Here is a 14,927-nt window from a genome sequence, read left to right as displayed (position 1 = left end):
GCAGAAGAGCGCCCACGCCACCAGGAACCCACCGAGGAACCAGAGCAAAGAGCCTCCTGCCCAGCGGTCACCCCCGGCGAGGGGACAAGCTTGTTCCGTGCAAAGATCAAAAAAGACCGAGATCCCGAGCATAGATAGCAGCCTGAGTCCGATCCCGAAGCCCCAACCGGCCAAGAATCCGAGAAACGTGATTCTTCACGGTCCCCTCACTGAGAAAAAGACGCGAAGCGATCTCCCGATTCGTAGCCCCGGAAGCAACAAGTCGCAGGACATCAGTCTCCCGCGCAGTCAGCAAATCCACACGACCAGCCACCACATGCGAACTCAAAGCAGCCGCAATATGCTGAGCAGCAGCGTGATCGAGTTGCGTGACACCAGCGTGCGCCAACCGGACAGCCTCAGCCAGTTCGGCCGCAGGCAAGTCCTTCAGCAGATATCCCGCCGCACCGGCCCGCAAAGCCTGCACAACGTATTCCTCATCATCGAACGTCGTCAGCATGACAACCTTGCAATCGGGTGCACGCCTCCTGAGCACGGCCACGGCGTCGACGCCGTCCATCTCAGGCATCCGGACGTCCATCAGGACCACGTCAGGACTCAGCGCGATCACCTGATCTATCGCTTGCTTGCCATCGGCGGCCATCCCCACCACGGAGATCCCCGGCTGGATGCCCAACAGGGACGCGATGCCTTCACGCACAAGCCTTTGGTCGTCGACGACCAGCACCCGGACCGTCATGATCGCGGGACCGTCACCGCGACGCGGGTTCCTGAGCCGGGCGCGCTGTCCACTGTGACCGACCCGCCGACCAGTGCCGCGCGCTCCTTCAGGCCCAGCAGCCCGAAGCCGTTGTGGCTCTCCCCGAGTCGGAAGCCGCGGCCGTTGTCGCTCACGACCAAGCGAATGTCTGCTAGGCCGAAGGTCACCACCACCGACACGGTTTCGGCTTGGCCGTGCCGTCGTGCGTTGGTGATCGCTTCCTGTGCGGCGCGGTAGAGAGCTGTGACGGTCGCGCGGTCCAGGTCCGGTTCGTCGCCGTCGACCTCGACCGCCACGTCGAGCGATGCCAGGGCGGCCGTCAGGTTCTGGCCGGTACGGAGGGTGCTGACGGATGTCCGGACGTCCTCCAGCGCGTGGGCCACCGATTCCCGCGCGTCCGCAAGCGCCCGAGCCGCCACCGAGGGGTCGCGCGAGGTGAACGCCGATGCCTTCTCCAACTGGATGGAGATCGCGGTCAAGTGGTGGCCCAGGCTGTCGTGGATGTCACGTGCGAGCCTGCTGCGCTCGGCCGCCGCCGACAGCTCGGCGATCTTCGCCGCCGCACGGCGCTCACGGACCGCTACGTCGGCCATGGCGACAGCCAAGATCAGCCCGAGGCTGAACATCAGCACGTCGGACACGTAATTCGCGTCCCGATACCACCCGGGCACCCACACCGTGAAGCTCACGACCAGCAACGAGACGCACAGCCCGCCGAGGACAAGACCTGCTGTACGGCCGAACGTGAGATACGCGGCGAACGGCACCAGCACGAACAACACCCGCGACAAGCTCGACTCGTCCAGAGCGACGACGACCGAGAACAGGACCAGCCTGGCGACCAGGAACCACACCGCGTGCGAACGTTCCACCGCGTCGAGCACGAACAACACCGCGATCGCCGCGACGAAGCCGAACACGCGCAACGGATGCGGCTCGCCGAGCCCAGCGAAGACGTAGTAGAGCCCTGCCAGCAGCACGACCCCGTAGACCGCGCCGGACACCCACGGCATCTTCATTCCCCGAGCCTACGGCGCTCCGGACACGGCTCAGCCAAAGTTCGGCCAAAGGTCATGTGCCCCCACCATGACCACAGGCACTTCCACGCACCCGGCCACCACGCCTAGCTTCTGGCGTGCGATCCCTTACCTGTCAAGGAGTTCTCATGCTTTCCAGATCGTTCGGGCTGGCCGCCGGGCTGTGCGTCGTCGCTCCGGGTGCCGTTGAGGCCTTCACCGGGGAGACCGCCGCGACCAGCTTCGTCGTCGGCTTCTCCCCGGCGCTGGCCCTTCCGCTGCTGGTTGGGCTGCACCTGCGGCAGCGTGCGGTGTCCGGCGCGTTCGGCGAGGTGGCGTACACGCTGAACCTGGTCGGGCTCGGGTTGTTCGGCGGCGCCGCGTTCACCCTCAACCTGGTCCTCTTCCACCTCGGGAATCCCGTGCTCCCCGCCGTGACCAGGTTCGCTTTCCTCGGCAGCGCCGTGGTTTTCGCGATCGGGGCCATCCTTTTCGGAGTCGCGATGCTCCGCGGTGGCGTCCACCCGAAGGTCCCGGTCGTCGCCTACATGGTGGCGTTCCCGTTGCTCGCGGTCGCCGCGCGGTTGCCGGACACGCCGTTGACCAGCGTGGTTCACGTCATAGCCGGCGGCTCGCTGATCTGGCTGGCCTGGTCCATGGCGCCCCAGCGTCAGTTGGCGAGGACCTCCTGAGCGACCGCCAGTGCCCGGTTGGCTGTCGGGACGCCCGCGTACAGGCCGACTTGCAGCAGGACCTCGGTGATCTCCTGTTCGGTCACACCGTTTCGCAGCGCCGCGCGGACGTGCATGGCCAGTTCGCCCTCGTGCTGGAGCGCGGCGAGCAGTGCGAGGGTGATCAGGCTGCGTGAACGGCGGTCCAGTCCCGGCCTGCTCCAGATGTCACCCCAGGCGTTGCGGGTGATGTAGTCCTGGAAATCACGTGTCACGTCGTCCGTGCGCGCGATCGCCCGGTCGACGTGCTCGTCGCCCAGCACTTCACGCCGGACCCGCATGCCCTGCTCGTACCGTTCCTCGTCGTTCACCTTGCGTTCCAATCCACGCGCCTGACATTCTGAGACTTAAAGTACGCTTGAAGGTCAAGGGCGGATATGCACACCAGGGACCTGCTGGGGGTCGGCGAGGTGGCACGGCGCAGTGGTTTCGCGCCGTCGGCGCTGCGTTACTACGACAGCCTCGGCCTGATCACGTCGACAAGGACAGCCGGTGCCCAGCGCCGGTACGAACGCAGCGTGTTGCGGCGCCTCGCCTTCATCCGAGCGGCCCGCAACGTCGGCCTGACGCTGGAGGAGATCTCCGACGCGCTGGCGACGCTGCCGCAGGGCCGCACGCCGACCAAGGCGGACTGGGCCAAGCTCTCGCGCGGCTGGCGCGAGCGGATCAACGAGCAGATCGTGGCGTTGGAGTCGCTGCGTGACCAGCTCGACTCGTGCATCGGCTGCGGGTGCCTGTCCATGCGGACGTGCGCGTTCTCCAACCCGGAGGACGAGCTCGGCGACCGCGGTCCGGGAGCCCGGTATCTGCCGGGGCGGCTGCGTGCGGCCGAGGCCGGCTGAGGTGGCAAACTCGCGGCCATGGAATACCAGCTCAAGGCCGAGGTCGCCCCGCCGGCAGGCACCTCGGAACTGGACGCACTGCACCGCCACGGCGTCGTGTCGCTGCTCGACGAGCAGCTCGACCTGCTGGCCGGCATCGAAGGACCCGACGGTGTCGAGATCGAACCGCTCGATCACGAGGTGTCCGCCCACCCGGGTGGCGCGTCGATCAAGTGGCTGGTCGAGGCTCCCGCGCTGGCATTCGCCGAGGAGGCGGCCCGTGCGGTGCTGACCGAGCTGCTCGAGCGCACCGAGCTGCTGGCCAACTGGTCGGTCGGCACGTGCGAGGTCACCGTCAGTGACGAGGACCTGGAAACGGCGCTGGAGGACGAGCCCGCCGACGCCGAGGACGAGCTCGACACCGACGCCGTCGAGCTGATCGAGCTGTCCGGTGAGGAGCTGGACGAGCGCCGCGACCTGCTGGCGAACGCGTCCGAGCTGGTGACCGCGCTGGGCACGGACTCGTTCGGCACCGAGGACGGCGTCAGTGCCGAGCAGGCCCAGCTGGTGGCAGGCGCGCTGGCCGAGGCCGTCGTCGTGGTGATCGACGAGCTGTTCGACGACGTCAACGCGCTCGACGAGGACGACACCACCGCCGACCAGCACGACGAGCTGCTGGTGATCGACGAGCTGCCGACGGCGTTCGCCGACCAGTACTCGGCCTGGTTCGCCAAGCGGTTCCTGATCGCGACGGTGATCGTGGGCGAGCGGCTGACCGAGGACGAGTGGCGTTCCCCGACCAACACCGCCGAGGCGCTGGCGTTGCACGTGCTCAAGGGCCGTGCGCGGACCGAGCTGTCCTCGTCCGGCCTGCTGGACGAGGACACGCTCAAGCGCGCCTTCGCCGCGTTCGACGAGACGGCGTTCGACGACCTCGAGCACGAGGCGCTGTACGGCGAGGACGCCGAGGGCTCCGTTGTGGACTGGTTGCCGACGATCGCCAAGGCGTGACGGCACCGGACGGCCCGGACCTGTCGAGTCCGGGCTGTCCGGATCGTCATTCTCCTGACGAAGGAGGATCGTGATGCGCTACATGTTGTTGATCTACGACTGCCACCGCGAGCAGATGCCGGAGAACTACCGCGAGGTCGTCAACGCCTACGCCGAGCACCTGAAGGAGCGCGGTGTGTTCGTCGCCGCGGATCCGCTGCACCTGCCGGACACGGCGACGACGGTCCGCGTGCGCGACGACGACACGCTGATCACCGACGGGCCGTTCGTGGAGACGCACGAGCACCTCGGCGGGTATTTCATGCTGGACTGCAAGGACCTGGACGAAGCCATCGAACTGGCGGCGTTGTGCCCGATGGCCAAGGTGGGGACGGTGGAGATCCGGCCGGTGCTGGAAGGCATCCTGCGGTAGATGGACGCCATCGAGCGGGTGTTCCGGGAACAGCGGACACGCATGCTCGCGGCGTTGACGCGGGTCCTCGGCGACATGGAACTCGCCGAGGACTCGTTGCAGGACGCGCTCGCTCAAGCGTTGCGCAGCTGGTCAGAGGTGCCGGACGACCCGATGGCGTGGCTGCTGACCGTGGCACGCAACCGCGCGATCGACCGGATCCGGCGAGCCCGCCGCGCACCGCGGGAGCCTGCGGTCGCCGCGTGGGAGCACAGCGAGGAAAGGCTGCTCAACGTCGGTGACGAGCGTCTCTCGTTGATCTTCACGTGCTGTCACCCGGCGTTGTCGCTGGAGGCCCGCGTGGCGTTGACGTTGCAGGCCGTCGCGGGGCTGACCGCGGCGCAGATCGGCCGTGCGTTCCTCGTGCCGGAATCCACGATGGCGCAACGCCTGGTGCGGGCGAAGCGCAAGATCAAACATGCCGGAATCGCGTTCGCCGTACCGGCGGATCATCAACTGCCTGAACGACTTTCAGCCGTTCTGGCGGTGGTGTACCTGGTGTACACGCAGGGGTACACGGCGGCGGACCACACACTGGCCGATGAGGCGATCCGGCTCGGCAAGCTGATCGCGACGCTGATGCCGTCCGAGCCGGAAGCGCACGGTTTGCTGGCGCTGATGCTGCTCCAGAACTCACGCCGGGACGCCCGGCGTACCCGATCGGGTGATCTTGTCCTGCTGGAGGACCAGGACCGGTCGCTCTGGGACGCCTCGCAGATAGCCGAAGGTATCGGAATCCTGGACCGCGCGCTGAGCCGCCGCGCCCCAGGCCCGTACCAGCTGCAAGCCGCGATCGCCGCCGTGCACTCCCAAGCCGCGCGCCCGCAGGACACGGACTGGCTGCAGATCGCCGCCCTGTACACGGAATTGGTGACACGGCAGCCGACGCCGGTGGTCAGGCTGAACCTCGCGGTGGCGGTCGCGATGGCTGACGGACCTGCGAAAGGCCTGGAAATGCTGGACTCGATCGCCGGGCTGGAGAAGTTCCACCTGATGCACTCGGCCAGGGCGGACCTGTTGCGCCGCTTGGGATCCACCGAGGAAGCGGCGGAGTCCTACCGCGTGGCGCTGTCACTGGCCACAGAGGACTCGGATCGCCGCTTCCTGAGCTCCCGCCTCACCGAACTGGAAACTCCATCGAGTTGAGCGCGTCGACGATCTTGCGTTCCTCGAAGGTGAAATGCGACTCCATGATGGCCTCGACGCCGTTGATCTCCCGCAGTGCGTTCGGGCGATCGGTGAAATCGACGTCCTCGAGGCGGTTGAGCATCACGGTGATGATCTCGTGGTCGCGAACGAGCTCGTCGACAACTGGCTTGAGTTCGGGAAACCGTTGCGCCAAAACAGGGAACACACCAGCGTCTTCCCCGGTGTGGTGTTTGGTGAGCGCTGCGCAGAACGTCAGGCAGTGCGCCTGGAGCTTGCGCGGCTGCGCGACCCCGGCATCCACGTCCGCGCGCAACCGGGCAAGCTGCTCACGCAGCCAGTCGTGAATTTCGATCAGTTGAGTACCAAAAGCCGAGATACGGCTCTTCGATTCCAAGTTCTTCCCTGTAGTACCACGCCTCCGCGCCCTCGACGGTCTCTTTGCCGGGTGCACTGCGACGCTGGACAAGATGAAATCACTGGTCAGCCGGGTCCGTCAAGCCCCTCGGGACGTGGGTCGATCCACACGATCTCGTGCGCCTCGCCGAACAGGTAGCCGATCGCGTTGAGCGACCCGAGTTGCCCGGTCATGTTGTCCTCGACCGAGTACACGTGGACACGGTCGGTGGTCGCGATCCCCCACCCGAGCAGGAAGCCGTCGCCGCCGTCATCCTCGACGGAACAGATCGCGAACCGGCTCGGCGGATTCGCGACAGCGAGATTCCGCGGTATGTCGGCGATCTCGTCCAAAGAAGTCATGGAAGTACCGTGACAGAAGGAGTTCGTGTCCCAGCACATGAAACGGCTAGCCCGATCGTGTAGTGGCGCACGTGGTGAAACAGCCGATGCGATGTCGGCATGAAGTACACACGCGGGACGGCCCGGATGCGTGGTCTGGCAGCGGAACTGAAGTCACTGCGGGCGAAGGCGGGCCTCAACACGAGAGAAGCGGCCGCGAGGGCAGGCCTCTCGGCATCGACCCTCAACCGCATCGAACTCGGCAATCGAGTAATCGAAGTAGAGGACATGGCGTCGTTGCTGGTGGTCTACGGAATCACAGGTGTCGAACGAGAGCGACTGCTGTCGACGACAAGGGAGGCATGCCTGCCAGGTTGGTGGCAGCGGCTTGATGCCAGCCTGCCCAAACAGCAATCCGCGTTCATCAGCTTCGAGTCGGAAGCTCAGCGCATCTCGCACCTGGCGATGCTGCGGATACCAGGCCTGATGCAGACTGCCGAGTACATTCGCGCGATCATGACCGCCGGTCACATAACAGGCACGGAACTGGAAGCTCGTGTCGCCGCCCGGCTCGGCCGCCAGGCACTCCTCACTCGATCCTTGCCACCCAGGTATCGGGTCGTTATCGATGAAGCTGTCCTGCGCAGGCCCGTAGGCGGCCCGCAGGTCATGGCCGAACAACTTCGACATGTCGCCCGGCTCGCCACTCGCACGAACATTGAAGTTCGAGTTATCCCGTTCCAACACGGCGCTCACACGGGCCTGGACGGCACCTACACAGTGCTGGAGTTCGAGAAGGCACGTCCCATCGTGTTCCTCGAGCACAAGGCATCTTCACTGTTCGTCGACGAGCCCGAAGATGTGTGTCCGTTTCAGCAGACAGTCGATACTCTGATGGATGTGGCGCTGGATTCAGCCGAATCGGTGAACTTCCTGACGCTCGTCGCAGCCGACTACGACCAAGGGTGAAACAAGATGGACCTTGCAGGTGCCGAGTGGCGGAAGTCCAGCTTCAGTGGAACTGCTGAAGACTGCGTCGAGGTCGCTCTCGTCACCGGCACCGCAGCCGTCCGTGACACCAAGGCCCGGACGAATGGCACCCTCACCTTCCCCCAGTCTTCCTGGGTCTCCTTCGCCCGCTCGACCAGCCGCTGATCAAGTCTGAAATTTCTTCCGCCGCGGTGTCGAGCCGGGGCTGACCTGGTCGTCCTCTGGTCAGTTTGGTTCCGACTCGAAGGGAAGATCCATGTCTGGCGAAGTCAACTGGTTCGAGCTCGCCGTCGACGACACCGCGAAGGCCACCGCCTTCTTCGGGTCCGTTCTCGGCTGGCAGACCGCGCCATTCCAGGACGGGGTGGACTACCACCTCGTCACCAGCGGCGCCGCGGGCGCCATCGCGCCCAAGAGCGCCGAGCTGCCTGCCAGCCGGGTCTACTTCAGCGTCGGCGATCTCGACGCCGCGCTGGCGAAGGTCGCCGACCTCGGCGGCAAGCCCGGCGACGCCGTCCCGATCCCCGGCTTCGGCCGGTACGCGCACTGCGTCGACGACCAGGGCACCGCGTTCAGCCTCTTCCAGCAGAGCTGAGCCTGGCGGTACGGGCTGGTGGGATAAGTTTGTGGGGTCATGACACTCACCGAACTCGTTCCCGCCAGCCCGGACCCGGACGCGCTCTTCGACGTGTTCTCGACCTGGGCGACCGACCGCGGGCTGAGCCTGTACCCCGCGCAGGAGGAAGCTCTCATCGAGGTCGTCTCCGGGTCCAACGTGATCCTGGCGACCCCGACCGGCTCGGGTAAGAGCCTGGTCGCGGTGGGTGCGCACTTCGCCGCTCTCGCCGAGCGGCGCCGCAGCTTCTACACCGCGCCGATCAAGGCGCTGGTCTCGGAGAAGTTCTTCGACCTCTGCGAGGTCTTCGGCGCGGAGAACGTCGGCATGATGACCGGCGACTCCAGCGTCAACGCGGGCGCGCCGATCATCTGCTGCACGGCCGAGATCCTCGCCAACATCGCGCTGCGCGACGGCGCCGAGGCGGACGTCGGCCAGGTCGTGATGGACGAGTTCCACTTCTACTCCGAGCCGGAGCGCGGCTGGGCGTGGCAGGTGCCGCTGATCGAGTTGCCCAAGGCCCAGTTCGTCCTGATGTCCGCCACGCTCGGCGACGTCACGCGTTTCGAGAAGGACCTCACGCGCCGCACCGGTCGGCAGACCACCACGGTCAGCTCCGCGCAACGTCCCGTCCCGCTGTTCTACAGCTACGCGTTGACGCCGATGCACGAGACGATCGAGGAGCTGCTGCAGACCAACCAGGCCCCGGTCTACGTCGTGCACTTCACGCAGGCGTCCGCGATCGAGCGGGCGAGCGCGTTGATGAGCATCAACGTGTCCACCCGGCAGGAGAAGGACGAGATCGCCCGCCTGATCGGGCGCTTCCGGTTCACGTCCGGGTTCGGCAAGACGCTGTCCCGCCTGGTCAGGCACGGCATCGGCGTGCACCACGCCGGCATGCTGCCCAAGTACCGCCGCCTGGTCGAGCGGCTCGCGCAGGCAGGCCTGCTCAAGATCATCTGCGGTACGGACACGCTTGGCGTCGGAATCAACGTGCCGATCAGGACCGTGCTGTTCACCGGCCTGTCCAAGTACGACGGCACGAAGACCCGGCACCTCAAGGCCCGCGAGTTCCACCAGATCGCCGGACGGGCCGGCCGGGCCGGGTACGACACCGTCGGCAACGTGGTCGTCCAGGCGCCGGACCACGACGTCGAGAACGAGCGCTTGCTCGCGAAGGCGGGGGACGACCCGAAGAAGCGCCGCAAGGTCGTGCGCAAGAAGCCGCCGGAGGGCTTCGTCTCGTGGAGCAAGCAGACGTTCGAGCGGCTGATCGCGGCCGAACCCGAGCCGCTGACCTCCAGCTTCGCCGTCAGCCACACCATGCTGCTGAACGTGATCGGCCGTCCCGGTGACGCGTTCAAAGCCATGCGGCACCTGCTTGAGGACAACCACGAGGACCGCGCGTCCCAGCGCAGGCTGATCCTGCGCTCGATCGCGATCTACCGCGCCCTGCTGGCCGCTGGCGTGGTGGAGAAGCTCGACGAGCCGGACGAAACCGGCCGGACCGTGCGGCTGACGGTCGACCTGCAGTTCGACTTCGCGCTCAACCAGCCGCTGTCCCCGCTGGCACTGGCGGCGATCGACCTGCTGGACAAGGAATCCCCGAGCTACCCGCTCGACGTGCTGTCGGTCATCGAGTCCACATTGGAAAGTCCACGGCAGATCCTCTCGGCGCAGCAGCACAAGGCGCGCGGCGAGGCCGTGAACAAGATGAAGGCCGACGGCATCGAGTACGACGAGCGCATGGCGTTGCTCGAAGAAGTCAAACACCCCGAGCCGCTCGCGGAACTGCTGAACGCGGCGTACGAGATGTACCGCAGCGGCCACCCGTGGGTCGCGGACTACCACCTCGAACCCAAGGCCGTCGTGCGCGACATGTTCGAGCGCGCGATGAACTTCGGCGACTACGTGAGCTTCTACCAGCTGGCCCGCTCGGAAGGCCTGGTGCTGCGCTACTTGGCGGACTCGTACAAGGCGCTCAAGCAGACCGTGCCGGACGAGGCCAAGACCGAGGAGCTGCAGGACCTGGTCGAGTGGCTGGGCGAACTCGTCCGCCAGGTCGACTCCAGCCTGATCGACGAGTGGGAGAAGCTGGCCAACCCGGACGACGAGGAGATCCAGCAGCAGGACGACGCCCCGCCGGGGGTGACGCAGAACGCCAGGGCGTTCCGTGTCCTGGTGCGCAACGCGTTCTTCCGCCGGGTGGAGCTGGCCTCCCGCCGCGACTACTACGAACTCGGCCTCCTCGACGCCACCGACGGCTGGGACTACGAAGCCTGGCAGGAAGCCCTCGCGCCGTACTTCGAGGAGCACGACGAGCTGCCGTCGGGTCCCGCCGCGCGCGGCCCGCACCTGTTCGTCGTGGAGCAGAAACCGGAGAGCTGGCTGGTCCGTCAGATCATCGACGACCCGGCAGGCGATCACGACTGGGCGATCAGCGGCGAGGTCGACCTGGCCGCGTCCGACGAGGCCGGGACTGCGGTCATCCGGATCACCGAGGTGGGCAACTAGCTTCGACGTTCGCAGTTCCCGTGCGGCCCCGGCGCACGGGAACTGCCCATGCCTGGATTGGCGGCTACCTACCTAGATGTGGTGCCGCGACGCCAGCACGATCTCTGAGCCGCACCTGATGTGATGCCTGGACTCGGGTGTGAGACCACCCTGGTCACACGCGTCCGCGGTGCTGACACTTCGGATGTCACGAGGGTGGTCCACGGACTCAGGCGCTCCGGAAACCAGGGCCGCGAGCACCACAAATCCGTATGCGGCGACTGCCGCGACCGACGTCTTGATCCGGGCCATCCGTTGAGCTCCTTCAAGAATCACAACAGCTCGATCATGGAACTAAGATCAGGAATCCTAGATGCCGCATTTTCACCGGTTGACTCCGGGTGGAGCTAACCGGCGCCGAAAGTGTGAACAGGGCTCAGCTATCGCGATCGGTTCATGCGATGGATTGACAAAGGGGACACGGTCAGTAGGTCGATGTCCACAACGGGTGAAGATCGTCAATCGCCACCAGCGGCTCCGCGGCTGCGACGGCAACCGGCGCGGTGTCCTTGTCTAGGTCCATCCGCCACGCCGGTGACTGCCAGATGGTCCATACAACTGAGTGATTTCGACCAGAATTCAGCGGTCAAACCTTGCAGTTCCGGCGAAAGTGCGGAGTCTGGTAGACGGGCCAACCACCGGGGAGGTATGCCCATGACGGGAAGCGAGAGACCTGACCAGATCAGACTTTCCGGAATTGTGGAAGGCAGTTCAGTGGTACAGGCGGGTTCCGTCCGCGATATCACGATCAACAAAGGTTCTCGCGATCATACTGTGCCGTCACAGCTTCCGCCGCCGCCACGCGCCTTCACCAGCCGAGACGCGGAAATGGTGACTCTGGATCAATGGTTGGCCGAAAGCTCGGGCCCGCTGGTCGCGGTCATCAGCGGGGCCGGTGGTGTCGGCAAGACGACTCTCGCGTTGCAGTGGCTGCACCGTGTCCGGAAAGGATTTCCCGACGGAATGCTGCACGCCGACCTCGGGACGTTTTCGTCGAGCGGCCCGGCGGCTCCCGATCAGATCCTGGAATTCTTCCTGTTGGCGCTCGGCGCGCGGGCCAAGGACATCCCGTCCGGGTTGCCGCAGCGGCAGGCGCTCTACCGTTCGATGACCGCCGACCGGGCGATGATCGTCCTGTTGGACGACGCTGTTTCCGCTGCCCAGGTCCGCCCGCTCCTGCCTGCCCACGGCAACACGGTTGTCGTCGTGACGAGCAGGAGGCGCCTCGCCGGGCTGAGCCTCGACAGTGCTCGGTTCGTCGAACTCGGTCCGCTCTCCGTCGAGGATTCCGTCCAGCTGATGGACAACATCGTCGGTGCCGGACGGCTGGAACGGGAGCGGAGCCAGGCCGAGGAGATCGCCCGGCTCTGCGGCGGCATGCCGCTCGCGCTGTCCCTCGTCGGCGCGCGGCTCTCCGCCCGGCCGCACCGACCGGTGTCGCGTGAGGTCGGCACCCTGCGCAGCGACGACAGGCTCGCGACGCTCACCGTCGACGAGTCGTCGGTCGAAGCGGTTTTCGACGTCAGCTACGGCGAACTGGACAGCACGCCCGCCAGGGCGTACCGGATGTGCGCACTGCACCCCGGTAGGCAGTTCAGTCTGGACGCCGCCGCCGCGGCCACCGGTGAGGAGCCCGACGAGGTCGAGGAGTCACTGGGTGAACTGGTCGACTGCCACCTGATCGCCGAGGTCTCCGACAGGCGGTTCCGGTATCACGATTTGCTGCGACTGCATGCTCGCCGGCAAGCGGAATGGGCGGACTCGCGAACCGACCGGGAGGCAGCGGTCCGGCGGATGGCCGACTGGTATCTCGACCGGTCGGCCGCCGCGGAAGTCGTCCTGCGTCCCACTCGGCGAAGAGTCGGCTCCAGGTTCCAGGTCCCTCCCCGGCAGCCCTTCCAGTCGCACAACGAGGCTCTGCGGTGGCTGACCTTGGAGCGCCACAACCTGCTCGACGCGGTGCGCGCCGCCGCGGAACACGGCTGGGACGAGGCGACGTGGGAGTTCTGCGAGGCGCTGTGGGGCTTCTTCCTGCATGCCAGGCACTACGACGATTGGCTGGAGATCCACAAGCTGGGCATCCCCGCAGCGCATCGCACGGGGAACACCACAGCGGAGGCCCGGCTGCGGACACAACGGGTGTTCGCGCTGGCCAACCTCCAGCGGTACGACGAAGCCCTTGAGGAAGGCGCGGTCGCCCTCGAGCTGGCCAAGCAGGCGCACGACGAGTTCACCGAAGCGGCGTTGCTGTTCGAGGTCGCCGGGGCCTTCCTCGGCCGGGGTGACCTCGATGCGGCACTCCGGCATTTCAGGCAGGCAGAGCAACTCCGCAACAGGATCGGCACCGACCGGGCGGCTGCCCTGTGCCGTCGCCGGATCGGCGAGACGCTCATCAGGCTCGGCCGCCTCGAGGAGGCCCTCACGACACTGCTCGGCGTCGCCGACGAGGTCTCCGGGAGTGACCAGGCTGAACACGCTCGCGTGCTGACGATCCTCGGCAGCCTGTACCTGGAACTCGACCGGGGACCGGAAGCGGCGTCGGCACTGGCCGAAGCCCTGCGAACAGCTCGCGAACTGGGCTCGGCCCACTACGAGGCGGAAGCGCTCGTGGTGCTCGGCGACGCCGCCCTTCGGCAAGGCGACACGGAGAACGCGCGCCGCCACTGGACGGCGGCGCGCGACCACTACTCGAGCAGCGGTGATCCCAAGGCAACGGACCTGTCCGTCCGGCTGGCCAGCATCCCGTTGCCGCGCAACAGGGATTCGTAAGCCTCCGCCGCGGTCCGCAGCACGTCACCCGGCGCCGCGACCACACGCTGGGACGGCCGGGCCGCGAGCAGAACACCTCGCTCGGCGACGTCCACGACTACCAGGACACATCCCGGCAGTTCGGCGAGAATCGCGGTCGCGAGACTGTCGGCGACCGGCATGCATGGCGCAGCGCGGACAACGACGTCCGCCAACGGGCTGCCCAACGACCGGCTCATGTCGTCACCAGACTCGGCAACGGCACGGGGAACAGCTTTGCCTGGTGTTCGGGCTCCGGCAGTTCGATCGACTGGTAGATCATGCGCCGCAGGATCGTCGCGGCTTGGCCTGGGCGCGATGTCACCTGGGCGGCGATCCGCCGCTTGTGCTTCCTGGCCTGTCCGAGTTGCGGCAGCAGCGGGTGCCGCAGATCCAGCCGGAGTGCGCTGCTCGCCAGCCGGTCGGCGATGCTGCCCGACCGGATCTTGTTCCGCGGGAACGTCGCCAGCGCGACCCGTTTGCCGATCGCGGCCGCGTACTGCGTGGTGGAGCCGTAGTCACCGATCACGTAGTCGCTGGCGACCATGGTGGCCCGCCAGCCCTCCTCCGGCGGGACGATGAGCAGCCCGTCGTCCACGCAGTCGGCGAGCCACGACGAGACCTGCCATCGGCCGTGCGCGGCCCAGACGTTCGGGTGCAACACCAGTGCGACCCGGCTGCCCGCGGCGGACGCCTCCTGAACCAGCCGGTGGCACAGCTCGGGCTGCTGGCCGAAAACCGAGTCCGTCGACCACGTCGAGCTGACCGTGATCAGTTTCTGGTCCGCGTCGATTCCCAGAGCCCGCCGGTATTCCGCGTACTTGGGCACGCTCGCGATCATGCGGTCGTAGCAGATGTCACCGGCGACAACGGCCACCGGCAACGCTTCCGGGCACGTGCGGCGCAGCACACGCGTCTCGTTGTCGTGTGTCAGTGCCAACGCCGCCGGAATGAGCCTGCCCTGCCTGGTGAGCGTCTCCCTGGCCAGCCCGGTGTGCGGTGCCGCCGTGCTGCCCGCGAGAGCGAAGTACTTGCGGGACATCAGGTTCCCGGCACCGTGCGGAAGCACCATGATCCGGCCGTTGACGCGGTCGACACCGATCTGGCTGGCGGCGAGGACCAGGTCGAACCGGTGGTTGACTGCCTGATGCCACGGGATGACCAGGCCGCCGCACGCGGACGCGAAGTCCGACGCGCCGGGCCACGCGTCGTCCGGGACCGTGTACACGGTCTGGATCCGCTGGTCGCCGCGGACGAGTGTCAGCACATCCGCCAGCCGGGCCCCTGCCGTGACGGTCGGGACCATC

General features: G+C 66.7%; 17 protein-coding genes. 10 read left to right on the top strand and 7 right to left on the bottom strand.

Annotated elements, in window-relative coordinates:
* Positions 1-106: 106 nt before the first annotated feature.
* Positions 107-739 carry a response regulator gene (locus tag AOZ06_RS47285; RefSeq protein ID WP_054295349.1) on the bottom strand — a complete coding sequence of 211 codons (633 nt, stop codon included), beginning with the start codon at positions 737-739 and terminating at the stop codon, positions 107-109.
* Entirely contained in the window at positions 736-1,779 is a 1,044-nt protein-coding gene (locus AOZ06_RS47280) for a sensor histidine kinase (protein ID WP_054295348.1), read from the bottom strand. Before AOZ06_RS47280 ends, AOZ06_RS47285 begins: the two co-directional genes overlap by 4 nt.
* A gap of 146 nt (positions 1,780-1,925) precedes the next feature.
* On the opposite strand from AOZ06_RS47280, the gene AOZ06_RS47275 reads away from it, so the two are divergent.
* Complete coding sequence (locus AOZ06_RS47275; protein ID WP_054295347.1) at positions 1,926-2,468, top strand: hypothetical protein; 543 nt, start codon at positions 1,926-1,928, stop codon at positions 2,466-2,468.
* Here the strand turns inward: AOZ06_RS47275 and pcaC are convergent.
* Positions 2,447-2,788, bottom strand: coding sequence for a 4-carboxymuconolactone decarboxylase (pcaC, locus tag AOZ06_RS47270; protein ID WP_054297439.1), 342 nt, complete (start codon positions 2,786-2,788; stop codon positions 2,447-2,449). The genes AOZ06_RS47275 and pcaC overlap by 22 nt on opposite strands.
* A 96-nt stretch (positions 2,789-2,884) precedes the next feature.
* Between pcaC and soxR the strand changes: the two genes are divergently transcribed.
* The 4 genes from soxR to AOZ06_RS47250 all read left to right on the top strand — a co-directional run bounded on the left by soxR (position 2,885) and on the right by AOZ06_RS47250 (position 5,936).
* Positions 2,885-3,349: a redox-sensitive transcriptional activator SoxR gene (gene soxR, locus AOZ06_RS47265; RefSeq protein ID WP_054295346.1), complete on the top strand. Its 465-nt coding sequence runs from the start codon at positions 2,885-2,887 to the stop codon at positions 3,347-3,349.
* A gap of 18 nt (positions 3,350-3,367) precedes the next feature.
* Positions 3,368-4,339: a hypothetical protein gene (locus AOZ06_RS47260; RefSeq protein WP_054295345.1), complete on the top strand. Its 972-nt coding sequence runs from the start codon at positions 3,368-3,370 to the stop codon at positions 4,337-4,339.
* A gap of 73 nt (positions 4,340-4,412) precedes the next feature.
* The gene (locus AOZ06_RS47255; RefSeq protein WP_054295344.1) at positions 4,413-4,751 is read left to right on the top strand and encodes a YciI family protein; all 339 of its coding nucleotides are present in this window, start codon (positions 4,413-4,415) and stop codon (positions 4,749-4,751) included.
* Positions 4,752-5,936, top strand: coding sequence for an RNA polymerase sigma factor (locus tag AOZ06_RS47250; RefSeq protein WP_054295343.1), 1,185 nt, complete (start codon positions 4,752-4,754; stop codon positions 5,934-5,936). It begins immediately after the preceding gene.
* On the opposite strand, the gene AOZ06_RS47245 is transcribed toward AOZ06_RS47250, so the two are convergent.
* Together AOZ06_RS47245 and AOZ06_RS47240 are read right to left on the bottom strand one after the other, a co-directional pair.
* Complete coding sequence (locus tag AOZ06_RS47245) at positions 5,908-6,333, bottom strand: hemerythrin domain-containing protein (protein WP_063810239.1); 426 nt, start codon at positions 6,331-6,333, stop codon at positions 5,908-5,910. The genes AOZ06_RS47250 and AOZ06_RS47245 overlap by 29 nt on opposite strands.
* A gap of 86 nt (positions 6,334-6,419) precedes the next feature.
* A complete protein-coding gene (locus AOZ06_RS47240; RefSeq protein ID WP_157233636.1) occupies positions 6,420-6,695 on the bottom strand; it encodes a hypothetical protein in 276 nt (91 codons plus the stop codon).
* 99 nt (positions 6,696-6,794) lie between these two features.
* On the opposite strand from AOZ06_RS47240, the gene AOZ06_RS47235 reads away from it, so the two are divergent.
* The 5 genes from AOZ06_RS47235 (at position 6,795) to AOZ06_RS47215 (ending at position 13,602) form a co-directional block, all read left to right on the top strand.
* Positions 6,795-7,643 carry a helix-turn-helix domain-containing protein gene (locus AOZ06_RS47235; protein WP_054295341.1) on the top strand — a complete coding sequence of 283 codons (849 nt, stop codon included), beginning with the start codon at positions 6,795-6,797 and terminating at the stop codon, positions 7,641-7,643.
* Positions 7,644-7,649: 6 nt separating this feature from the next.
* Positions 7,650-7,829, top strand: coding sequence for a DUF397 domain-containing protein (locus AOZ06_RS55550; RefSeq protein ID WP_083472408.1), 180 nt, complete (start codon positions 7,650-7,652; stop codon positions 7,827-7,829).
* A gap of 91 nt (positions 7,830-7,920) precedes the next feature.
* A complete protein-coding gene (locus AOZ06_RS47230) occupies positions 7,921-8,259 on the top strand; it encodes a VOC family protein (protein ID WP_054295340.1) in 339 nt (112 codons plus the stop codon).
* 39 nt (positions 8,260-8,298) lie between these two features.
* Positions 8,299-10,794, top strand: a complete 2,496-nt coding sequence (locus AOZ06_RS47225; protein WP_054295339.1) for a DEAD/DEAH box helicase — start codon at positions 8,299-8,301, stop codon at positions 10,792-10,794.
* Between the two features lie 435 nt (positions 10,795-11,229).
* Positions 11,230-13,602, top strand: a complete 2,373-nt coding sequence (locus AOZ06_RS47215) for an ATP-binding protein (RefSeq protein ID WP_083472407.1) — start codon at positions 11,230-11,232, stop codon at positions 13,600-13,602.
* On the opposite strand, the gene AOZ06_RS53260 is transcribed toward AOZ06_RS47215, so the two are convergent.
* Together AOZ06_RS53260 and AOZ06_RS47210 are read right to left on the bottom strand one after the other, a co-directional pair.
* Positions 13,518-13,820: a hypothetical protein gene (locus AOZ06_RS53260; RefSeq protein WP_063810238.1), complete on the bottom strand. Its 303-nt coding sequence runs from the start codon at positions 13,818-13,820 to the stop codon at positions 13,518-13,520. The two genes, AOZ06_RS47215 and AOZ06_RS53260, sit on opposite strands and share 85 nt — an antisense overlap.
* On the bottom strand, positions 13,817-14,926 hold the full coding sequence (locus AOZ06_RS47210; RefSeq protein WP_157233635.1) for a hypothetical protein: 1,110 nt from the start codon (positions 14,924-14,926) through the stop codon (positions 13,817-13,819). The genes AOZ06_RS53260 and AOZ06_RS47210 overlap by 4 nt, the downstream gene beginning before the upstream one ends.
* Position 14,927 lies beyond the last annotated feature (1 nt).

The organism is Kibdelosporangium phytohabitans (assembly GCF_001302585.1).
GTDB lineage: Bacteria > Actinomycetota > Actinomycetes > Mycobacteriales > Pseudonocardiaceae > Kibdelosporangium > Kibdelosporangium phytohabitans.
This window is presented reverse-complemented; position numbering and strand designations above follow the sequence as displayed.